The following is a 20,489-nucleotide window of genomic DNA, read 5'->3' on the forward strand; positions in this document are numbered from 1 at the left end:
AAATTACACTAATGTTTGAAAAATTAAGTTTTAGATCTAGGAGAATCGTTCATTACTCTCTCATTGTATGCATTTTACTTTTGCAGTTTATCATCGCGGGATTTTTTTATAATGAGTTTGTCAGCAAGAAAAATTTAAAGTTTCTGAAGGGCCAGCTGGAAGAAATCCATTCTTTGGAGAATCTTGCAGACGAATCTAAAAAACATCTTATTAATGCACAGGTTGATTTTGGGAAATATATTTTAAATAATGATACAAAATTCCTGAAATCATACTTCGAGTCTATAAACAAGCTTGATGAAAATTTGAACCGAATCGGGAAATATGAATATAAATATCCGAGACTAAAGAAGGTTGAAATCGCTGAAAATAACTCAAAACAAGCGGGCACACTGAAATCTCTTATCGATTCCAGCTATGAGTACTCTACAAAGGCTAGTTTAAAAACGAAAAACGATTTTCCCATGCTCAGAAAATACCATCTGGATTATCATTTCAATAAATTTGATATCGAAACTAAAACCTATTCGGATACGGTAAAAAAGAAAGGACTTTTCGGTCGCTTGGGGGACGCTATTTCAGGAAGAGAGAATGTACGTAAAGAAAGCACGGTAATTACGGTAAAGCACGGTAAAACTCCTGATACGGCTGTTATAAAAGCTGAATTCGACAGTATCTTAAATGTGGTAAATAATCATTACACGGGCCAGATTAAAAAAATGAAAGTGAGCGTCATCCGAAAACAAAATGATAAAGCAGAATCTTATGAGATATTCAGCAATCTGCTGACGTATGGAAACAGTATTCTGAATATGTACGAACATGCGATCAAAAATTCCCGGACGGACCTGGAAAAAGAATATTACAGGCAAAATTCTACGAATAACAGAATCAGAATGAATATTATTTTCGGTGCCATCATTCTTATGGCGGCTATGTCTGTGTTGATTATGCTGCTTACCAGAATAGCTTTTTCTTATGAAAAAAAATTAAAGACAGCCAATGTTCAGATTATTTCAAACCTTGAATTTAAAAACCGGATCCTGGGAATGTTCAGCCATGAGCTGAGATCTCCATTAAAAATCATGAAGATCCTAATCAGCAGGATTAATGAAAAAACCAATGATGAGGAGGTGAAAGAATATCTGAAATCCTTTGATTTTACCAGCAACACATTGCTGATACAATCGAATCAGATACTGGAATATGCCAAAAATCAGCATGTTAAAAATAAATTGATGCCTGTCAGATTTAATCTTAATCATCAGATTATTTCAATATTAAATTCTATAGAAACCTATATAAAAACAAGGAATAACGAACTTATTGTTGAAATTGATATAAATCCTGACCTGAATGTTTTTTCTGATAATGCAAAAATCAATCAGATTTTTATGAACATTTTGGGGAATGCAAACAAGTTTACCGAGAGAGGTAAAATTGCCGTAAAAATTAAAACGGAAATGGTAAATACCGAAACGATTTCTCTAATAGCAGAGGTCAGTGATACGGGAGTAGGGATCAAAGAGTCTGATCTCAGGAAAATTTTTGAGCCTTATTATCAGGGTGTTTTATCAGAAGATATAGAGAATATCGGGGCAGGGCTGGGGCTTAGCTTATGTAAAGAGCTGGTAGAGCTCTACGACGGGAAAATATACGTAGAAAGTGAAGTAGGGAAAGGAACAACCGTTAATTTTTCGCTTAATTTAAAAGTAAACAATGACGAATAAAGAAAATCGGCCTCTTTATTTTTTGTTGGCAGACGATCACAGTCTTATCCGCCAGGGAATGACGTTTTTATTGGATGACATCGGCATTAATTATAAAGTCTTTCATGCTTCCAACTTTCAGCAGCTGATGGAATGCATAAATCTGCACCCCATTGATATTGCGGTTGTGGATGCTTATTTTCCGGAGGGCAGCAGTCTTGAGCTTATCGCTAAAATGAAAGAATGCAGACCCGAAATGAAAATTCTTATTTTTTCCGGAATTGACGAAGTTCTGAATGCCATAAAATTTATTAACGAGGGCGCAAATGGTTTTTTAAGTAAACTGAATGATGAAGAAGAAATCAGAAAAGCATTAACCTCCATCATACAGGAAGGAGAGTATATTTCTCCGGTGACAAAAGGTTTATTAATGAATTCTTTAAGAAAAAGAAAACTGGTAAACCCATTGTTATCCCTTACGAAAAGAGAGCTTCAGATTGCCCGCATGTATGCTGCCGGTCGTGGAAATTTAGAGATTGCCAATGTTTTGAACGTCAGGCAGAATACCATTAGCACTATTAAAAAAAGAATATTTAAAAAGCTGGGAATTAATAATATATTAGAATTGGTCGAAATCCTTAAAAGTAATTTTTAAGTGTTTTTTGTAGATAAATATCTACAACTTTGTCGACAAATATCTACAACTTTTATGATGATCTATCGTATCGGGAGCAATATCTTTGTAACATAATAAGTTTCATTATTATAGAGATTATAAACGATCTTTGATTCTAATAACACAAATGATGAACACCAAAAGGATCAAAGATCAAAAAAGCAATCTCACGATATGATAAGAAGAATACAGGGGAAGAGTCTACTTAAAACCATCTGAGATTGCAAAATTAAGCCTCCGGAAATTTTCCGGAGGCTTTTTGTTTTTAATTACTGACCTAGAAACAAAACGTAATTAAAAACGATATGCATTTATAAAAGTTATATTTAGATCTATTTAAAAGACAATCAAAAGCACTCGTTCGTTACATGAAAAATAAAAAAGCCTGCAAGTTTGCAGACTTTATAAATGATTATTTTATTTTGTAAACTTCAACGGATATTTCACGTTTTTATATCCATCGATGCTTGCTTTTAATGATCCTACGGCCAATTCTGCTTTCAACAGCATCGGCAAGTGATTAGCATCGTTGGAAACCCACATGGTAACGCCTTCTTTTTCTTTAAATACCCTTCCGCTTTTTACAGAAGGTATTATTTTCAGACAATTAATGGTTCCGAATTTTGTTTTAAGATTTTCTGTTCCCGTTACCTTTAGCTGAAAAGGAAACATTTCATCATCAATCCATACGTTCATATTGATGACCGCTCCCACCCGCAATTCTGCTGCACTTTTGCTTCTTAGATAATAAAAACATGAAAGCATATCCTGTACGCCTTTCACAGATTTGATCACTTTAGATCCATTGGCAGGAGTTTTCTTATCCGTGAGAACCAACGTATTGTTGTCGTGATTAAAAACCGTCTCAAGATGTTGGCTGTAGCTTCCTTCCTTCACATTTCTCACATAAAAACTGGGAAGCTCTGTATTCATATTGATATAGCTTTCATAAAGATCATCCACTTTAAAGAATGCTCTTACCGCCCCGGTCGTTTGCCCCGTTCCTCTTACATATAAATGCGGAACTCCTTTGTAATTCGTTTTTTTTGCTGTCAGATTAGCCGTTCCTGCATTAAGGAAGCCGTAATGAATCCTCAGGGTAATTGACTCGCCGTCAGCAATATTGGTAATCTGGCCGAAGCCCAGACAGAATATAAAAAGGAAAATTACATTAAAAAGTTTCTTCATAATTACAATTTTACAAAAAGGTTACCAACTTAGATTAAAAAAAATGCTAAAGGTTTGATAAATCTCAGTTTTTTATTTAGACTGAATTAAATATGCTTCGCATTAAAATTAGTAAATTTGCAGCCACAAGTATAATTAAATTATCTTATTATTATGATAACGACCGATATATTGATCATAGGAGCCGGACCTACCGGGCTTTTTGCTGTATTTGAAGCAGGATTACTGAAAATGAAGTGCCACATTATTGATGCACTTCCTCAACCGGGAGGACAGTTGGCTGAGCTTTATCCTAAAAAGCCTATTTTCGATATTCCGGGGTACCCGTCTGTCAATGCCGGAGAGCTTATCGATAATCTGATGGAGCAGATCAAGCAGTTTCAGCCTGGCTTTACCTTAGGGGAAACAGCCGTTTCATATACCAAAGTCGATGATGAGTGGTTTGAGGTAATCACGAATAAAGGAACCGTTCACAGAGCGAAGGCAATTGCCATAGCAGGGGGGTTGGGAACTTTTGAACCGAGAAAGCCGGCTCTTGAAAATATTGCAGAATACGAAGAAAAAGGTCTTGAATATTTCATAAAAGAACCTGAACATTTCAGAAATAAAAAAGTGGTAATCGCAGGTGGTGGGGATTCTGCGCTGGACTGGAGTATTTTCCTTTCCAACGTGGCCAGCGAGGTAACGTTGATTCACAGAAGAAATGAGTTCCGTGGTGCATTGGATTCTGTAGAGAAAGTTCAGGATCTTAAAAACCAGGGAAAAATTAAATTAATTACTCCTGCTGAAGTTACTGCCATCAAAGGTGACGGAAAGGTAGAAGCCATTACCGTAGCGGTAGATGGTGAAGATCCTCGGGACATTGAAACAGACTACTTTATCCCGCTATTCGGATTGACGCCAAAGTTAGGTGAAATCGGAAACTGGGGACTGAATATCGAGAAAAATGCCATTGTGGTAAATAATGCCCTGGATTATCAGACCAATATTGATGGAATCTACGCAATCGGTGATATCAATACGTACCCTGGAAAACTTAAGCTTATTCTTTGTGGTTTCCACGAAGCAACTTTAATGTGCCAGAGTGTTTACAACAGACTGAATCCCGGGAAGAAATTCGTTCTGAAATACACAACCGTAAGCGGTGTAGATGGGTTCGACGGAAGCCGAAAAGAAGCTGAAAAAGCAGTTGTTAAAAAAATTGACTAATTTAGTTGCCGGTTGTAGGGTCACTATACAAGATGACCGATAAAACCATCAACAAAGAACGATCAACTAATATGAGCGATATTAATATAAAAATCACCGACCGAGAAGGGGTAACCCACGATGTTGTAGCACCGACGGATATGTCTATGAACCTGATGGAGATTATTCGTTCGTATGAACTGGCAGAGGAGGGGACGATCGGAGTCTGTGGAGGAATGGCCATGTGTGCTTCCTGTCAGGTTTACGTGGTTAATGATCCCGGGCTTGAAGAAATGGGCGACGAAGAAGATGCGATGCTTGGAGAAGCGTTCCATGTAAAAGGAAACAGCAGACTGGGTTGCCAGCTGCACATCGTTCCTGAAATGGAAGGCCTTGAAGTGGAAATTGCTCCTTATCCTTAGGGAATTCAATTTTAAAGCATATAAAAACTCTCGAAGATTTTTTTCGGGAGTTTTTTATCTTAAAGGATTATTATTTTGTTTCATTTAATTTTGAAGGATTCTGTCTGGAATCAAAACTATTTGCAATAATAATTTTATTGATTTCTTTGTTCATGTAGTAAATGATTTTATAATTTCCGGAAACAAGATATCTGAATTCATATTTTCTGTCAAGCAATAATTCTTCAATTTGTCCTGCTTCACTATTTTGCTCCAATATTAAAGTTTGGTCGACAATTTTGAAAAATATCTTGCAGTTTTTCTTCTGCAAGCTGAGTCCAGAATACTTCTAATGCCATTTCTGGATTTTTTTTTTTAAATCTACAGCGTTGGTTATCCTGTTATTATTTTCATCATCAATTGCTCTGTCAATTTCATCATTGAATTCTCCTAAAGACATAGGTTTTAAATTTTCATCGAAATTTTCAGACTTAATCTTATGAAGCGCATTTTCCAAAGCATTGATAATTTTCTCGTTATCAATGCTTAAAAATTCCTGAACGAGCAATATTTTACGTGCCTCTAAATTCATAACCTTTAATATTTGAATCAAATTTAGTGATTTTTATACTAAACAATACTTAAATTATTTTTCTCTACAAGTAGGTGTATCATAATGAAAATTAAACTTCATCCTTCGAAATCCACTTCCCAACTTTCGGAGCCTGATAATCTCTCATCATTTTAAGTAGATCATCGATATTATTATTGATCAGCAGCATATCACGGTTAATCGGCTTTAAAAAACCCTTGTCCACCATGGTTTGTACCAGGTTTAGCAGATCATCATAAAATCCGTCAATATTCAGAATGCCGATCGGTTTCTGATGAAGACCAAGCTGTGCCCAGGTGATCATTTCGAAGAATTCTTCCAATGTCCCATAGCCTCCCAGAAGTACGATGGCCCCGTCGCAGAGCTCATTCATTTTGGTTTTTCTTTCATGCATGGTTTGTACCAGTATCAGTTCGGTCAGCTGTTTATGGGCAATTTCTTTAGACTGTAGGAAGTGGGGAAGAACACCAATAACTTTCCCGCCGGCGTCCAACGCTCCGTCTGCCACAGCGCCCATCAGACCAACGTCCGCACCGCCATAGACCAGCTGTATATGATGATTGGCAAGCGTTTGTCCAAGCAGTGTTGCCTGTTCCTGATAAATAGGATCAGAGCCGAAACTCGACCCGCAGAATACAGTGATGCTTTTCATAATTAAATAGAATTAAATTTTTCTCTTTTGGAGAGATTGTCTGTTAAAAAAAATGATAAAATTTCAATGTCGTTATCATTTACACGATAATACATGGTGTTGAATTGAAGAATAACGGCCTGGTGAACACGTTTGTCTTCGGATATTGGGAATATAAAAGGGTTTTGAGAAATAATTTCTATCAAGCTTTCAATTTTATCAACAAGCCTTCCGATTTCGCTGTCCGTAAAATTATTTTGAAGATATTCTATGGTCTGGTGCAGCTCCTTTAAGGCCATTTGGAGTCTAGAAAATTTTATAACCACTTTCCATATAACTGTCTGGCTTCAGAATGAGGTTTCAATTCTTCATTATCAGCTTCTGATATTCCTTTTTCAATAGATTTTTTTTCTTCTTCCGAAATCGAATTCCACCAGTCTTTGGTTTCATCTTTCCTGAATTGAATCAGTTTTTTAATAATAGAAGCATCCTCCAATGTAGATAACCATTGAATTAATTCAAGTTTTTCATTGAGAGTCCGTATATTCATAATTTGTATTATTTATTCAAATTTATAAATTTTTTATAACAAGCTATAAAGATTCAAAAACAAAAATATCCAAAGCCATCAAAACTTTGGATACTTAATATAGTAATTTTAAAATCCTATTTTAAAGGAATATTCGCTAAAATATCCTTTGTAAAGCTCCAGAATTTCTGTGCTGAGGGAATATTCGCTTTTTCATCCGGAGAGTGCGCTCCACGAATCGTCGGTCCGAAACTTACCATTTCCATTTCAGGATAGTTTGCTCCTATGATTCCGCATTCCAGGCCGGCGTGGCAGGCTACTACCTGAGGCTTCTCACCAAATTTCTCCGTATACAGATGTTCCATCAGCTTTACGATTTCGGAACCCGGTTTTGGTTTCCAGCCAGGATAAGAACCGCTGAAAACAGTCTTCATTCCCGCCAGTTCGGCCACCGATTTCAATTGCTCAGCTACGGAATCTTTCGATGATTCTACAGATGATCTTGAAAGGTTCAGGATTTTTAAGTTTCCTTCTTTCAATACCACCCTTGCTACATTGTTGGAAGATTCTACCAGATCCTGTACATCCGGGCTCATCCTGTATACGCCATTGTGAAGGGATTTCAGGGTAAGAATGATCTTTTTGGAATCTTCCTCGGAAAGCGCTTTATCTGAAGTCGTGGAACTTTCAACATTGATATGAAGATTAGGTTCTATGGTGGCAAACTCTTCAAGGATCTCTCTTTTAAGCCCGTTGGATACCTCATCGATAAATTCCTGTGCATTTCGTACAGAAACAACAGCAACGGCTTCTCTTGGAATTGCATTTCTCAATCCGCCGCCATCAACAGAGACCAATTGGATATTCTCTTTTTCAAGACCTTTATAGAGGATTCTTCCTAAAATCACATTGGCATTTCCGAAGCCTTTGTGAATATCCATTCCCGAGTGCCCGCCCTGCAGGCCTTTTACTTCGATCCTGATGATTTGCCCCTTCGCTACTTCTGTATTGTAATCCTGTGAAATCGTCACGTCAATCCCGCCGGCGCAGCCGATGTCGATTTCATCATCCTCTTCCGTATCAAGGTTGAGAAGAATCTGGCCGGTAAGCTGTCCTGGTTTTAAACCCAGTGCACCCGTCATTCCGGTTTCTTCGTCGATGGTGAAAAGTGCTTCCAAATCAGGATGCGGAATATCGTTACTTTCTAAAATTGACATGATCGTCGCCACTCCTAAGCCGTTATCTGCCCCCAGTGTGGTTCCTTTGGCTTTCACCCAGTCGCCATCCACCTCCATTTTGATTCCTTCGGTATCAAAATCGAAATTAACATCATTATTTTTCTGGCATACCATATCCAGATGCGACTGAAGCACCACTGATTTACGGTTTTCCATTCCCGGAGTAGCCGGTTTTTTAATGATGACATTGCCGACTTCATCAACCGTAGTCTCCAATCCTAAATTTTCACCGAATTCTTTGATGAACGCAATGACTTTTCCTTCTTTTTTTGATGGTCTCGGAACAGCATTTAACCTGGAAAAATTTTTCCAGATAATCTGCGGTTCTATAATAGATAATTCCATTGAATTTATTTTTATCAAAATTACAAAATAAAAAATGCTTCCGATAATACGGAAGCAGTATTTTTGTCAGAAGCCAGAGCCTGTTAGCATCCGCATTCTCCGTAGATAGGCGTCTTTACGATCGTACCGTCAGGTTTTTCAATCATCAGGGTACCTTCGAAGAGAAGTGCTTCTTCGCCTTTTATTTTCTTTCCTTTCACGGAAATTTTATAATCATCATTTTCTATTTCCTTGCTCAGTTCTTCATCCGCTTCCATATCACTTGAAGAGAGCAGGTTAAGCGCCAGCCTTTTACCGTCCAGTTTCATATAAGCTGTTTTTCCGGCATCGTCTGCATAAATATATTTCTCCGCCAGGAAGTCGGCTTTGCTTTTTGCAAAATAGCAGGAACATTCTTTAATCTCCGTTGGGAAAGGAAAGGTATCAATTGAAATTTTCCCTGTAGAAGGATCAGTTGCTGCAGAATCCTGAACCGTTTTTAAGGAATCTTTATTAGCTGAAGACTGAGCACTTTGCTGTTGCTCCTTTTTACAGGCTACCAACAGAAAAGCAGAAAAGAAAATGATAAGATATTTCATTGTTTATAGTTTATTACATTAAAGGTTTATCCTCTCGCTCTTTCCAAAAGCGTCATCATCAGCAATGAAAGGATGACAAGGCTTTCCTCTTCATCATCTATATCGATCAGGCGATCCAGCTGGAATCTTCTTCCGAAAAACGAAGGCATTTTTTTCAGTTTAAAATAAGCCTTTCCGTCTATACCCGTCACCGTGTAGGAAGGATTCAGGAAATATCCGGTAAACATTCCGATGAGTGGGATCTCGCCAACCATTCCGTCAAAAAATCTTACCCATGCATTGTCTTCCTGGATTTTGAATTTCGGCTGATCATTGGCATCCAGGATGTCGTAGCTGGCCTTCCAGATGGAACGCATTCCTTTTCTGGCCATCCTTCCGAAGTTTCTGCCTGTAGCAATTTCTGTTAAAGAATAGGATGCGTTGAAATCGATCCACTGATTGGCTTTGATTCTGAAAAGTTCTTTAGACTTGCTCTCATCATTAAAAACAATAACGTCTTCCTTCAGCTTAAACATTTTCTGACGAACATACGCGACATAATTACCGTTCTTATCCGTGATATTGAAATCACTGGCTAATGTTGTCATCTTAAATTTAAAATCCAGAGGATAATTTAAATTGTTAAGTACCATTTAGTTTATTTTTTCAAGTTAATATTTAGTACCTCAAAGATAATATTATTTGTTTTAAATGTGGGGTGCCTTAACTTCAATTTAAGCTTAAAAATAGGATTTTTAAGAAGATTTAAGAATTAAATTAGCCTGAATTCGGGGTAAGTTTATGTAAAACGAAAGCTAAGCGAAAGAATTAATCAACAGGTTTTTAAAATTTAAGATAGACAAAGGCATGAAACTTATCAAAGTAATGCAAATTCTTCCACTACTTTGATAAACGAAGTGGCATTGTTTAACTTAAAAGCGTTTCAAAAATTAAACATTTCTTTGTTTCTCTTTATGATAAATGATTTTATTTTGAAAATCAGTTATTTAAATATCTTTTATTCTGAATCAGGTTAAATTACTCCAACACCGGGAAAGTTCAAAATACCCTTGCAACATGTTTTCCCGGTCACCGGAAAGTCTCCTGCACCCTCGCAACAAACTTTCCGGTGACTTGGAAAACTTCATGCACCCGTGCGGCAAACTTTCCGGAAACGAAATCCCTGTAAGGATCTCAACTTAAGGCAGCTTCTTAAAAGTATTCCGAATCCGCATCTTTTTGTTTATTTTTGTGTCATGGATTACCCAAGTAAAGTTCTGGCAAAAGCAGTGGATGAAATTTCCGGATTGCCGGGAATAGGCAGAAAAACGGCATTGCGCTTAGCATTACATTTATTAAAGCAGCCCGCTTCAAGAGCGGTAAGCCTGGGAAATTCCCTGATCAGCCTGGTTAATGACATCAAGTACTGTAAAGAATGTCATAATTTTTCGGACTTTGAGGTGTGCGAAATCTGCAGTAATCCGAAAAGACATGACGAGCTGATCTGTATTGTAGAAGATGTCCGTGATGTGATTGCCATTGAAAATACCGGGAAATATACCGGAAAATACCTGATCTTAGGGGGCAAAATTTCCCCAATGGAAGGGATTGGCCCGGCCCAGCTGAATATTCCGAGCATTGAAAAGAAAATCAATAACGGAAAGGTGAAAGAGTTCATCTTTGCGCTGAGTGCTACTATGGAAGGAGATACCACGGCGTACTATATTTACAAGAAATTTAAAAACTTTGACATCAGCTTCTCCAGTATTGCCCGAGGAATTTCCGTAGGTGACGAACTGGAATATGCAGATGAAATATCCCTGGGAAGATCGATTGTAAACAGGTTGCCGTATAACGAAGAAAAGTCCTGATGCCTTCCGATATGATCTCTGTGATAATACCCATGTTTAATGCTGAAAATACGATCATCAAAGCTTTGGATTCCGTGAGAAATCAGAATTACGATCTGAAGCGGTTTGAGGTGATCATAATTAATGATGGCTCTACAGACCGGAGCGGAGGATTGGCAGAGAACTACAGGGATACACATCCTGAACTGAATATAAAAATCATCAACCGGGAAAACGGTGGCGTTTCCAAAGCGAGAAATGCAGGTCTGAAAGCCGCTACGGGAGATTATATTGCCTTTCTCGATTCGGATGACGAATGGCTGCCGCAGAAGACCGCAAGACAGATGGAATTCCTGCAAAACGAAGACCTGAATGTCGATTTTATTACCAGCCTTAGAAACAGCGAAAAAATCTGGTTTCCCTATAAAGAAAATGAGCTTAATCTTGCTGAAATCACTTTAAAAAAACTGCTGATAAGAGTGGATGGGCAGACTTCCACCGCTTTATTTAAAAGAAAAGTATTGGAAAATACAGGTTTTTTTGATGAAAACCAGAGGTATTCTGAAGATGCCAATTACTGGATGAAGATTTCCCGGAACAATTCAATGTATATTCTCGGGGAAGAGCTGGTCTACACCGGTGGCGGGAAGAAATCTGTCGGAGTGTCCGGTCTTTCGGCCAACCTTCCTGAGATGGAAAAAGGGATACAGAAAAATCTTCGCGAAATGTATCAATTAAAAAGAATTAGCTATTTCGAATATGCTTTATTTTTTATATTTTCAAAATTAAAATATATTGTAAGGATTTTTAAAAGAAGGCTATGATCTATAAACTATTTTGGGCGTTACGGGCTTTGCTGTATGCACCGTTCTTCGGAAAGTTCGGTCTTCCTTCTTATTTAGGGAAACCCTTATTTCTGATGGGAACGCGAAATGTTTTTATAGGTAAAAAAGTACGTATCTTTCCTCATCTCAGAATGGAGGTGCACTGCGGCGGAAATATTCATATCCAGGATGATGTGGTGATTTCGCAGAATGTTCACATTACGTCTGCGGGAAACCTCAGCATCGGAAAAAGCACCCTGATACTGGCCAATGTTTTCATCACCAATATCGATCATGATTATGAGGAGCTTGATAAGCATGTGGTCAATCAGAAATACATCATCAATGACACCACCATCGGCGACAATTGTTATATCGGAATGGGTGCTGCCATCATGGCGGGAACGAAGCTCGGAAAGCAGTGTGTCGTAGGAGCAAATTCGGTCGTAAGGGGCGAATTTCCGGATTACTGCGTGATTGTGGGAGCTCCGGCAAGAATGGTGAAAAAATATAATTTTGAAACCCAGAAATGGGAAAAAGTAAACTAAAACTATGGAGAAGATTCTCATCACGGGAGGAGCCGGATTTATCGGCAGCAAATTGTCTTTGGAACTGAAAAGAAAGGGCTATGAGGTCACCGTTCTGGATAATCTTTCGTGCCAGATTCACGGCAATAACCCCGAAGAAGATTCTCCGCTGTACAGAAGCATTTTAGGGAAGGTACATTTTATCAAAGGAGATGTCGTGAATTTTCAGGACTGGGAAAGAGCGATTGAAGGACAGGACGTGATCGTGCACCTTGCTGCGGAAACCGGAACCGGGCAGTCGATGTATCAGATCGAGAAATACACGGAAGTAAATGTTTCCGGAACGGCCATGATGCTTGATCTCCTGGTGAATAAGCCGCATCGTGTAAAAAAGGTGCTCATCGCGTCTTCCAGAGCGGTGTATGGCGAAGGGAAATACCTTCATCCTGAGCTTGGGCTTATTTATCCTAAACCACGGAACGTAGAAGAGATGCGCAACGGTATTTTTGAGATTATTTATCCCGACGGACAGATGCTGCGTGCTTTACCAACCGATGAAGAATCGAAAATACATCCTACTTCCATCTACGGAATTACAAAATATACGCAGGAACAAATGGTAATGACCGCCTGTTCTTCCATGGGGGTTGCGCCGGTAGCCCTGAGATTTCAGAATGTTTACGGGGAAGGACAGTCTCTGCTAAATCCGTACACAGGCATTTTATCGATATTTTCGTCCCAGATTCTCAACGGAAATGATATCAATGTTTTCGAGGATGGGAATGAGTCAAGGGATTTTATTCACGTTGATGATGCTGTAGAAGCTACGATAAAGTGTATTGAAAGTAATTCGGCCAACGGAGAGATCTTCAATGTGGGGACGGGAGTTTCAACATCAGTGACCACGGTAGCGGAAAATTTAAAGAAGTATTATCAGATCGACTTTAAGATCAATATATCGGGGCAGTTCCGTCTCGGAGATATCAGGCATAATTTCGCTGACATCAGCAAGATGAAATCAAAATTAAACTTCCAGCCGAAGATTTCTTTTGAAGAAGGAATGTCGAAATTTACCAACTGGGTGTTGCAGCAGAATATCCAGGATGTGAAATTCAAGGAATCTCTGGAAGAAATGAAAGTAAAAGGACTTTTACAATGATCGGTTTAAAAGGCAAAAAAATACTTTTCTTATCAGTCAGTTTTTTTAATTATGAAAAGGCCATAGCAAAAAGACTCTCTGAGCTTGGTGCTGAGGTAGATTTTTATGATGAAAGGCCTTCCAATTCAAATATTTCCAAAGGGATCATCCGTCTCAATAAAAGATGGTATCATTTAAAAATAAAGGCTTATTACAACGATATTTTAAACAAAATTGAGAATAAGCGATATAATTATTTTTTACTGATCAAAGGGGAGGCAACTCCTTCGTTTTTCCTGGAAAAGATCAGGAAAAAGAATCCTGGGATGGAAATGATCTATTACAATTTTGATCCCATTACAGAATATCCCTGCCTGATCAGCCATCTCCCGTATTTTGACAGGAAATATACCTTCGAATACAATGATTCTGTCTTTTATAATATGAGTTTCCAGCCTTTATTTTACCTTGACGAGTACAAAAATCTCAATCAAAAATCCGAGCCTTTGGAGTACGATATGGTTTTCATTGGCAGTGCCCATACAGACCGGTATATTGTAGGGGAGAAAATCCGTGAAACGGCCGACAGGCTTGGGCTTACCTCTTATTTTTATTATTATGCCATGGGCAAAATAGCTTTCAGGCTAAAGAAGATCATTGATAAAAATTTAAAACAATTTGATGTAGCCAAAGTAAGTTTTGAGAAGCTGAATCATCATCAGATCATCGGTTTTTATAAAAAAGCAAAGTCGGTTATAGATATCAATAAGCCCTTCCAGAACGGACTTACGATCAGGACCTTTGAAGTGCTGGCCTCGGGAAAGAAACTGATTACCACCAATACGGATATTGTTAATTATCCTTTTTATTCTCCGGAGAATATCTTATTGATCGATCGGGAAAATATACATTTAGATCCTGATTTTTTTAAAACAGACTTTAAAGATATTGATCCGCATACTTTATACAAAATGTCCCTGGATTCCTTCTTAGATTGTCTTTTCGGCGAACCGCAGGACGACTACTGGAATTCTTTCAGGAATAATAAACAGATTTAATTATTACGATCATAAAATAAAAAAGCAACTCAATTTAGAGTTGCTTTTCATTATGTAAAAATATTATTTGCTTATTTGGTCGGAGCAGGAACCTGAACCGGTGTCGTTGCTGGCGCTGTGGTATTCGCAGGTGTCGCAGATTGCTTAGCCGGTGCTTCTTTAGAGGCAGGAACCGGTACCGGTGCTGCAGAAGGTTTGCCTGTAATAACAACACTTAAAAGAATAAGAACGATAATTGTTGCTCCTAAAGTCCATGTTGCTTTTTCCATAAAGTCGTTGGTTCTCTGTACCCCAAACTGAGCGGAAGATGCACCTCCAAAAGTACTGGAAAGGCCTCCTCCTTTTGGATTTTGAGCCATAACAATGATTACCAGAAGGATACTGGCGATCATAATAAGAACCATCAATAGTATAAATATAGAATCCATTAATTTGATATCTTTTTGAATGGGCAAATTTAATCTTTTTTTACCGAACGGCAAAGAAAGATATGATCAAATATCTGATAAAAATAAAAAACGGCAACATTTGTTGCCGTTTTCTTTATCAAGTAAGGAGGTCTTATTTAAAATCGGCATCTTTCGCCTGATTTACTTCGTAAGATTTCACTTTCATGGTCATATCCATTCCCATTTGGTTTATAGAGATGGTGTAAGGCATTTTCACACCGGCTACCTCTTTATAATCCGAATATACTGTAGGGACGGTCATTTCCTGGCCCTGAGCTTTCATGGTCTCGGTTTCTCCGGTTTTCAATCCGGTTTTTACGCTGTAATAGTAGGTTGTATCTCCTCCTTTAATGGCATAAGAATCTTCACCACCGATTTTTTCAATCCCTGCAAGTTTGTAATCTGCTGACTTGGCAAATCCCAGTTCTTCAAAAAGCTGTGTGTTTTTTTGTTTATCGGCAATCTCGTCAGCTTTCATAGGTACTTTTTGTCCCATTTGCTCAGAGTATCCTGTTTTGCCGTCGAATACCTGCTTCTGAACCACTTGTCCCATAGCGGTAACCATAGTAAGTTCTTTTCCACCCTGGGCTTTTACGATTTTGAAATCGATATTCTGACCCTGCATAGACATTGAAGCGTTCACTGTGTAAGAAGAAATTTTTTCAACATTGGCTTTTCCTCCGATAGCATTGATGTATTTATCAGCGATAGAAGCTACGGTTACGCTGGCGTCTACTTTCTGAGCGGTCGGTTTGGCTACCGGATTTGCATCTTTATCGTAGTATTTTACCGGGTAACCTAATTTTTCCAGTCCTTCAGAAATGTCAGAGGCTTTACCCGCGATGAAAACTCTGCTCTTGTTAGGATAAATGGTAGAGCTTACCGCGCTTGAAACATCAGCAGCCGTTACTTTATCGATCGATTTAAGATAATTGGTATAGAAATCGTCCGGAAGGTCCTGAACTTTTTGGTTTACTGCAAATCTTGCAATGGTTGCAGGCTGCTCAAGAGACATGATAAACGCTCCTTTCAGCTTAGCTTTTGCATTTTCAAGTTCTTCAGGCTTTACGGTAGAAATAGAATTAAGTTCGTTCATAAATTCTTTTACCGCTTTATCCGTTACTTCGTTTCTTACACTTGCGCTGGCCGAGAACTGTGGAGAGTACTTGCTTGCCACCATGCTGGAATAAGCACCGTAAGTAAATCCGTTTTTCTCACGAAGGTTCATGAAAAGCCTGGCTTCACCACCACCACCAAGGATGTAGTTGGCAATCGTTGCCGGGAAGTAGTTCGGGTCCTTCATTTTCAATGTATTCAGATTGTTTACGGAAACCACCGACTGTACTGCCGAAGGAACATCAACCACATCGATTTCCGTAGCCGTAACATTGGCAGCCGGCTCAAGAGGCGTGATCGGCGTGTTGGCTTTTTTCCAGCCTCCGAATGCCTTTTCCACCATAGATTTTACCTTGTCGAATTTTACGTCTCCTACGATCACAAGATAAGCGTTGTCCGGAGCGTAATATTTTTTATAGGTATTCTGAACGTCAGCCAGTTGGATTTTGCCGATAGATTCTACCGTTTCAAATTCTCCTCTGGAAGTGTTTTTACCGTACATCAAAGCGTTGGAAACTCTTGATGCAATAGAAGATGCATTTTTCTCGTCAGATTTCAGGCCTTCGATCGCTCTTTCCTTAGAGTCTTCAATTTCCTTAGCGGAAAATTTAGGGTTGATGATGGCATCAGCCATTAAATTTAAAACCTCAGGGAAGTACTTCGAAAGTGTGTTTGCAGAAGCTCCGTTTGAAGAGAAACCAAGGTTGGCTCCAAGATAATCCACTTTTTTGTTGAAATCATCTTTGCTCATGTTGGTCGTTCCGTTTTCGAACTGTTCTGCCATGATCTCGCTTACACCCGCTACGCTTCCTTCATAATACGGAGGTCTGTCCATAGAAAGGCTGGCGCTTACTCTTGGCAATTTGTTGTTTTCTACAACCATTACCGTAAGGCCATTGCTCATCTGGAAAGTTTTTGGCTTTGCAATGTTGATGGCAGGGGTCGGTCCCGGTTTTGGCATTGCATTAAGGTCAATTTTTTGTGCTGAGATCGTTCCTGCGAATAAAAACGCTACAGCTATATATGTTAATTGCTTTTTCATTTGTAAAAATTTAATTTTAATAATCAATTTGGATCACCCGGATCAGCGATTTACTTCTTCTCAGGTACGTAATTGATGATTATTCTTTGGTTGGAATTAAGATATTTTTTAGCAGCGTTCTGAAGATCCTGTCTTGTGATCGATCTGTAGATGTCGATTTCTTTGTTGATAAGATTGGTGTTTCCCATCAAAACATGGTTGGTTGCCAGTGAAGCCGCAATTCCCTGAATGCTGGAGTTGGCATTTACAAACTGGTTTTCAAACTGATTCTGAAGTTTCTGGTAATCTTCTTCAGAGATTAATGTGGTCTGAAGTTTTTTGATTTCTGCATCGATGTCTGCCTGAAGGGTTGCTTTCGTAGTCTGCCCCATAGGAATAGCGAAGAAAGCAAAGATCCCGTAATCCTCAAGACCCTGGTTGAAAGCCGCTACCTGCAATGCTTTTTTCTCCTGGTCTACCAATTTCTTGTATAAAACAGAAGATTTACCGCTGCTCAGGTAAGAAGAAAGCATATCTAAAACATAAGCGTCTTTTTCTTTATTACCCGGCGTTCTGTATGCAAAAACATAAGCAGGAAGCTGGATGTTAGGATCCGTTGCGGTTACCTCTTTTTCCTGAGTGATAGGCGCATCTTTCGGGAAATTTTTAGGATAAACCGTTCCTTTCGGAATTCCTCCGTAATATTCCTGGATCCATTTTTTGGTTTCTTCCGGTTTGATGTCTCCTGCAACCACTAGTGTAGCGTTGTTCGGAACATAATATTTTTTATAAAAAGCCTGGAATTCTTCCAGTTTTGCAGAGTTAAGATCTTCCATAGAACCGATCGTAGGCCAGTTGTACGGGTGGTTGGTAAATAGATTTTTCTGAATGGTTGTGAAAAGATTTCCGTAAGGCTGGTTGTCCATTCTTAATCTTTTCTCTTCCTTCACAACCTCTCTTTGTGTGTCTACCCCAACCTGGTTGATAACGGCGTGACGCATTCTTTCAGCTTCCATCCAAAGTCCCAGTTGTTCGTTATTCGATGGGAATGTTTCGTAATAGTACGTTCTGTCGTTGGTGGTGTTCGCATTATTTTGCCCTCCGTTTGAAGAAACTATTTTAAACCAGTCTCCTCTTTTGATATTGGGTGTTCCTTCAAATAAAAGGTGTTCGAAGAAGTGGGCGAAACCGGTTCTTCCTTTTACCTCATCTTTTGCACCTACGTGGTACATAACACCTGTCGTTACAACCGGTGCCGAATTGTCCTGGTGAAGGATTACGTGAAGACCGTTTGGTAAGTCATACTCTTCAAATTTAATTTGTTGTGCATTAAGGGCCATTCCGAAGAAAGCCGCTGCAGCAACTGAAAGAAGTCGCTTTTTCATAAAGTAGAAATTGTTTTGTCAATTAGTGCCAAATTTACTTTAAATGTTACAATCGGTCAACATAATTTTTTTGGAGCTAAAAGTTGTATATTTATTTAAAATACCATCTTATGTGGTATTCTTAAATTTTATTCTGTTCGGAATATGAATTATTTTTACCTAATAAAACAATAAAGAATGAAAAGCTTTTTAGAGCAAAATGTTTCTCAGGATTCTCTTATTACTTTATTTAGCCAGGCACCTGTGGCTGTAGCCCTTCTCATTGGCGACAATTATCAGATCCATAATGCCAACCCGCAGATGCTGGAGCTTTGGGGAAGAGATGCTTCCGTTATCGGGAAACCTCTGTTTGAGGTACTTCCGGAAATTACTTCACAGGGCTTTTTAGAAATATTTAATAATGTTTACCAGAACGGAGAGGTTTTTAAAGGTAACAAACGGTCTGTATTTCTTGAAAAATACGGTAAATATGAAGAGCATTTCTTTAATTTTATTTATGCCCCTGTGCACAATGACGATAAGAAAATCATAGGAATAAGCATTGTGGCAACAGAAGTTACCGATCAGGTTTTGTCTGAGGAAAAATTAAAAGACAGTGAATACCGGTTTGAAAATCTCATTAAAAAATCCGATTATCCCATCGCGATTTACCGTACAGAAGATTTTTATATTGAATTTGCCAATGAAAAAATGCTGAAAACCTGGGGTAAAAGCGACTCGGTAATCGGGATGAAGCTGCATGAAGCGCTTCCTGAGCTGGAGGGGCAGCCGTTTTTAGGGCTCCTTAAAAATATATTTGAAACCGGTGAAACGTATGCTGCTAAAGAAGACCCGGCAAATCTGGTGGTAGACGGAAAGCTTCAGACGTTCTATTACAACTTTTCTTACAAGCCTCTGAAGAACCAGAACGGAGAAGTGTATGCCATCCTCAATATGGCCGTAGATGTTACCGATCTTGTGTTGGCCAAAAAACAAATCCAGGAACGGGAAGAGAAATTCCGGGAGCTTGCCGATTCGATGCCCCAGTTTGTCTGGACGTGTGATAACGATGGCGAAATTACCTACATGAACGACAGCTGGTACAAATACACAGGCTCCTCGGCAGATGAAAACCAGAGGCAACTTGTAAAAAGCATGATGAAGAAAGAAACAATTCATGCTGTCGATAAACTATGGCGAAAATGTGTGAAAACGCACACCCCTTTCGTGATGGAATATGAACTTGAAGATCCTAAACAGAAAGGGAACTACCGATGGTTTCTGGGAAGAGCCATTCCCAATTTTTCTGAAAACGGGGAAGTAAAACAATGGACCGGAACTTTTACCGACATTGATGAATTCAAGCAACTCGAAACACAGAAAGATAATTTCCTCGGAATTGCCAGCCATGAACTGAAAACACCGTTGACCAGCCTTAAACTATATACCCAATTCATCAAAACAAATCTTGAGAAAGCCGGCGACCCTAAAAATGCCGAAGTCGCCAGAAGGATGGATTACCAGATCGATCTGCTGACAGGCCTCATCAGTGAATTGCTGGATGTTACCAAAATACAGAAAGGCCAGATTCAGCTGAACGAAACCTATTTCGACTTCGATAAACTGGTAGACGAAGTGGTGGAAGAGCAGCAGATGACCTCAAGGCATAAACTTTTTGTAAGCAGGGTCAATAAAGTAGGCGAGGTTTTTGCAGACCGCCACAGGATCTCTCAGGTGATGGCCAATCTCATCAGCAATGCCATCAAATATTCACCGGAAGCAGATCAGGTACATATTTCTTCCTGTCTGAACGGCAATGATGCCCAGTTTAATGTAAAGGATTTCGGCATCGGAATTCCGGAAGATCAGCAGTCGAAAGTTTTTGATCAGTATTACCGCATCAGCGCCTCCAGAGACTATACTTTTCCGGGGCTCGGTCTCGGCTTGTATATCTCATCAGAAATTATAAAAAGAACAGGCGGTGAAATTTTTGTGACCTCCGTGGAAGGAGAAGGGTCTGATTTTTGCTTCAGAATCCCCAAGAATAAAAAATAAAAAGTTTTTACC

General features: G+C 38.9%; 22 protein-coding genes. 10 read left to right on the forward strand and 12 right to left on the reverse strand.

The genetic code is table 11. The features are described 5' to 3' along the window. Positions 1-11: 11 nt before the first annotated feature. Both AC0N32_RS13795 and AC0N32_RS13800 read left to right on the forward strand, forming a co-directional pair. Positions 12-1,730 carry a sensor histidine kinase gene (locus tag AC0N32_RS13795; RefSeq protein WP_476394430.1) on the forward strand — a complete coding sequence of 573 codons (1,719 nt, stop codon included), beginning with the start codon at positions 12-14 and terminating at the stop codon, positions 1,728-1,730. Beyond that, a complete protein-coding gene (locus tag AC0N32_RS13800; RefSeq protein ID WP_476394431.1) occupies positions 1,720-2,364 on the forward strand; it encodes a response regulator in 645 nt (214 codons plus the stop codon). Before AC0N32_RS13795 ends, AC0N32_RS13800 begins: the two co-directional genes overlap by 11 nt. Before the next feature lie 438 nt (positions 2,365-2,802). Here the strand turns inward: AC0N32_RS13800 and AC0N32_RS13805 are convergent, their stop codons facing one another. After that, positions 2,803-3,573 carry a DUF3108 domain-containing protein gene (locus AC0N32_RS13805; RefSeq protein WP_476394432.1) on the reverse strand — a complete coding sequence of 257 codons (771 nt, stop codon included), beginning with the start codon at positions 3,571-3,573 and terminating at the stop codon, positions 2,803-2,805. Between the two features lie 153 nt (positions 3,574-3,726). Here AC0N32_RS13805 and AC0N32_RS13810 point away from each other — a divergent pair, with 153 nt between their 5' ends. After that, positions 3,727-4,782 carry an NAD(P)/FAD-dependent oxidoreductase gene (locus AC0N32_RS13810; RefSeq protein ID WP_476394433.1) on the forward strand — a complete coding sequence of 352 codons (1,056 nt, stop codon included), beginning with the start codon at positions 3,727-3,729 and terminating at the stop codon, positions 4,780-4,782. A 71-nt stretch (positions 4,783-4,853) separates the two neighbouring features. Continuing rightward, the gene (locus AC0N32_RS13815; protein ID WP_476394482.1) at positions 4,854-5,183 is read left to right on the forward strand and encodes a 2Fe-2S iron-sulfur cluster-binding family protein; all 330 of its coding nucleotides are present in this window, start codon (positions 4,854-4,856) and stop codon (positions 5,181-5,183) included. 70 nt (positions 5,184-5,253) lie between these two features. On the opposite strand, the gene AC0N32_RS13820 is transcribed toward AC0N32_RS13815, so the two are convergent. The 8 genes from AC0N32_RS13820 to AC0N32_RS13855 all read right to left on the reverse strand — a co-directional run bounded on the left by AC0N32_RS13820 (position 5,254) and on the right by AC0N32_RS13855 (position 9,728). After that, positions 5,254-5,439 (reverse strand): hypothetical protein, encoded by a 186-nt coding sequence (locus AC0N32_RS13820; RefSeq protein ID WP_476394434.1) that lies wholly within the window; start codon positions 5,437-5,439, stop codon positions 5,254-5,256. A gap of 72 nt (positions 5,440-5,511) precedes the next feature. Next, positions 5,512-5,754 carry a hypothetical protein gene (locus AC0N32_RS13825; protein WP_476394435.1) on the reverse strand — a complete coding sequence of 81 codons (243 nt, stop codon included), beginning with the start codon at positions 5,752-5,754 and terminating at the stop codon, positions 5,512-5,514. 91 nt (positions 5,755-5,845) lie between these two features. Then, on the reverse strand, positions 5,846-6,427 hold the full coding sequence (locus AC0N32_RS13830; protein WP_476394436.1) for an LOG family protein: 582 nt from the start codon (positions 6,425-6,427) through the stop codon (positions 5,846-5,848). 2 nt (positions 6,428-6,429) lie between these two features. Then, positions 6,430-6,705 (reverse strand): type II toxin-antitoxin system RelE/ParE family toxin, encoded by a 276-nt coding sequence (locus AC0N32_RS13835; protein WP_476394437.1) that lies wholly within the window; start codon positions 6,703-6,705, stop codon positions 6,430-6,432. Positions 6,706-6,722: 17 nt separating this feature from the next. Then, positions 6,723-6,956, reverse strand: a complete 234-nt coding sequence (locus AC0N32_RS13840; RefSeq protein ID WP_476394438.1) for a hypothetical protein — start codon at positions 6,954-6,956, stop codon at positions 6,723-6,725. A 116-nt stretch (positions 6,957-7,072) separates the two neighbouring features. Next, positions 7,073-8,518 carry an aminoacyl-histidine dipeptidase gene (locus AC0N32_RS13845; protein WP_476394439.1) on the reverse strand — a complete coding sequence of 482 codons (1,446 nt, stop codon included), beginning with the start codon at positions 8,516-8,518 and terminating at the stop codon, positions 7,073-7,075. Between the two features lie 83 nt (positions 8,519-8,601). Next, positions 8,602-9,096 (reverse strand): hypothetical protein, encoded by a 495-nt coding sequence (locus tag AC0N32_RS13850; protein WP_476394440.1) that lies wholly within the window; start codon positions 9,094-9,096, stop codon positions 8,602-8,604. A 26-nt stretch (positions 9,097-9,122) separates the two neighbouring features. Next, entirely contained in the window at positions 9,123-9,728 is a 606-nt protein-coding gene (locus AC0N32_RS13855; protein ID WP_476394441.1) for an LURP-one-related family protein, read from the reverse strand. Positions 9,729-10,331: 603 nt separating this feature from the next. Between AC0N32_RS13855 and recR the strand changes: the two genes are divergently transcribed. Genes recR through AC0N32_RS13880 form a run of 5 tightly spaced genes read left to right on the forward strand, consistent with a single transcriptional unit; the run spans position 10,332 to position 14,472 of the window. After that, on the forward strand, positions 10,332-10,946 hold the full coding sequence (recR, locus tag AC0N32_RS13860) for a recombination mediator RecR (protein ID WP_476394442.1): 615 nt from the start codon (positions 10,332-10,334) through the stop codon (positions 10,944-10,946). An 11-nt stretch (positions 10,947-10,957) separates the two neighbouring features. Next, positions 10,958-11,749, forward strand: coding sequence for a glycosyltransferase family 2 protein (locus AC0N32_RS13865; protein WP_476394483.1), 792 nt, complete (start codon positions 10,958-10,960; stop codon positions 11,747-11,749). Next, positions 11,746-12,297, forward strand: coding sequence for an acyltransferase (locus tag AC0N32_RS13870; RefSeq protein ID WP_476394443.1), 552 nt, complete (start codon positions 11,746-11,748; stop codon positions 12,295-12,297). The genes AC0N32_RS13865 and AC0N32_RS13870 overlap by 4 nt, the downstream gene beginning before the upstream one ends. A gap of 4 nt (positions 12,298-12,301) precedes the next feature. Beyond that, a complete protein-coding gene (locus AC0N32_RS13875; RefSeq protein WP_476394444.1) occupies positions 12,302-13,435 on the forward strand; it encodes an NAD-dependent epimerase/dehydratase family protein in 1,134 nt (377 codons plus the stop codon). Then, on the forward strand, positions 13,432-14,472 hold the full coding sequence (locus AC0N32_RS13880; protein WP_476394445.1) for a WaaS/CpsH family glycosyltransferase: 1,041 nt from the start codon (positions 13,432-13,434) through the stop codon (positions 14,470-14,472). The genes AC0N32_RS13875 and AC0N32_RS13880 overlap by 4 nt, the downstream gene beginning before the upstream one ends. Positions 14,473-14,543: 71 nt before the next feature. On the opposite strand, the gene secG is transcribed toward AC0N32_RS13880, so the two are convergent. From secG to AC0N32_RS13895, 3 genes are all read right to left on the reverse strand, one after another. After that, complete coding sequence (gene secG / locus AC0N32_RS13885; RefSeq protein WP_476394446.1) at positions 14,544-14,900, reverse strand: preprotein translocase subunit SecG; 357 nt, start codon at positions 14,898-14,900, stop codon at positions 14,544-14,546. A 133-nt stretch (positions 14,901-15,033) separates the two neighbouring features. Beyond that, on the reverse strand, positions 15,034-17,079 hold the full coding sequence (locus tag AC0N32_RS13890; protein ID WP_476394447.1) for a M16 family metallopeptidase: 2,046 nt from the start codon (positions 17,077-17,079) through the stop codon (positions 15,034-15,036). Positions 17,080-17,129: 50 nt separating this feature from the next. Beyond that, positions 17,130-18,443 carry a M16 family metallopeptidase gene (locus AC0N32_RS13895; protein ID WP_476394448.1) on the reverse strand — a complete coding sequence of 438 codons (1,314 nt, stop codon included), beginning with the start codon at positions 18,441-18,443 and terminating at the stop codon, positions 17,130-17,132. 177 nt (positions 18,444-18,620) lie between these two features. Between AC0N32_RS13895 and AC0N32_RS13900 the strand changes: the two genes are divergently transcribed. Further along, a complete protein-coding gene (locus tag AC0N32_RS13900; protein WP_476394449.1) occupies positions 18,621-20,477 on the forward strand; it encodes a PAS domain-containing protein in 1,857 nt (618 codons plus the stop codon). The last annotated feature ends 12 nt before the right edge of the window (positions 20,478-20,489 follow it).

Source organism: Chryseobacterium endophyticum (genome assembly GCF_056333165.1).

Excerpts from the sequence above, each read along its gene's own strand:
- AC0N32_RS13795 (WP_476394430.1), top strand. The coding sequence starts at position 12 with ATGTTTGAAAAATTAAGTTTTAGATCTAGGAGAATCGTTCATTACTCT.
- AC0N32_RS13800 (WP_476394431.1), top strand. The coding sequence starts at position 1,720 with ATGACGAATAAAGAAAATCGGCCTCTTTATTTTTTGTTGGCAGACGAT.
- AC0N32_RS13805 (WP_476394432.1), bottom strand. The coding sequence starts at position 3,573 with ATGAAGAAACTTTTTAATGTAATTTTCCTTTTTATATTCTGTCTGGGC.
- AC0N32_RS13810 (WP_476394433.1), top strand. The coding sequence starts at position 3,727 with ATGATAACGACCGATATATTGATCATAGGAGCCGGACCTACCGGGCTT.
- AC0N32_RS13815 (WP_476394482.1), top strand. The coding sequence starts at position 4,854 with ATGAGCGATATTAATATAAAAATCACCGACCGAGAAGGGGTAACCCAC.
- AC0N32_RS13825 (WP_476394435.1), bottom strand. The coding sequence starts at position 5,754 with ATGAATTTAGAGGCACGTAAAATATTGCTCGTTCAGGAATTTTTAAGC.
- AC0N32_RS13830 (WP_476394436.1), bottom strand. The coding sequence starts at position 6,427 with ATGAAAAGCATCACTGTATTCTGCGGGTCGAGTTTCGGCTCTGATCCT.
- AC0N32_RS13835 (WP_476394437.1), bottom strand. The coding sequence starts at position 6,705 with ATGGCCTTAAAGGAGCTGCACCAGACCATAGAATATCTTCAAAATAAT.
- AC0N32_RS13840 (WP_476394438.1), bottom strand. The coding sequence starts at position 6,956 with ATGAATATACGGACTCTCAATGAAAAACTTGAATTAATTCAATGGTTA.
- AC0N32_RS13845 (WP_476394439.1), bottom strand. The coding sequence starts at position 8,518 with ATGGAATTATCTATTATAGAACCGCAGATTATCTGGAAAAATTTTTCC.
- AC0N32_RS13850 (WP_476394440.1), bottom strand. The coding sequence starts at position 9,096 with ATGAAATATCTTATCATTTTCTTTTCTGCTTTTCTGTTGGTAGCCTGT.
- AC0N32_RS13855 (WP_476394441.1), bottom strand. The coding sequence starts at position 9,728 with ATGGTACTTAACAATTTAAATTATCCTCTGGATTTTAAATTTAAGATG.
- recR (WP_476394442.1), top strand. The coding sequence starts at position 10,332 with ATGGATTACCCAAGTAAAGTTCTGGCAAAAGCAGTGGATGAAATTTCC.
- AC0N32_RS13865 (WP_476394483.1), top strand. The coding sequence starts at position 10,958 with ATGATCTCTGTGATAATACCCATGTTTAATGCTGAAAATACGATCATC.
- AC0N32_RS13870 (WP_476394443.1), top strand. The coding sequence starts at position 11,746 with ATGATCTATAAACTATTTTGGGCGTTACGGGCTTTGCTGTATGCACCG.
- AC0N32_RS13875 (WP_476394444.1), top strand. The coding sequence starts at position 12,302 with ATGGAGAAGATTCTCATCACGGGAGGAGCCGGATTTATCGGCAGCAAA.
- AC0N32_RS13880 (WP_476394445.1), top strand. The coding sequence starts at position 13,432 with ATGATCGGTTTAAAAGGCAAAAAAATACTTTTCTTATCAGTCAGTTTT.
- secG (WP_476394446.1), bottom strand. The coding sequence starts at position 14,900 with ATGGATTCTATATTTATACTATTGATGGTTCTTATTATGATCGCCAGT.
- AC0N32_RS13890 (WP_476394447.1), bottom strand. The coding sequence starts at position 17,079 with ATGAAAAAGCAATTAACATATATAGCTGTAGCGTTTTTATTCGCAGGA.
- AC0N32_RS13895 (WP_476394448.1), bottom strand. The coding sequence starts at position 18,443 with ATGAAAAAGCGACTTCTTTCAGTTGCTGCAGCGGCTTTCTTCGGAATG.
- AC0N32_RS13900 (WP_476394449.1), top strand. The coding sequence starts at position 18,621 with ATGAAAAGCTTTTTAGAGCAAAATGTTTCTCAGGATTCTCTTATTACT.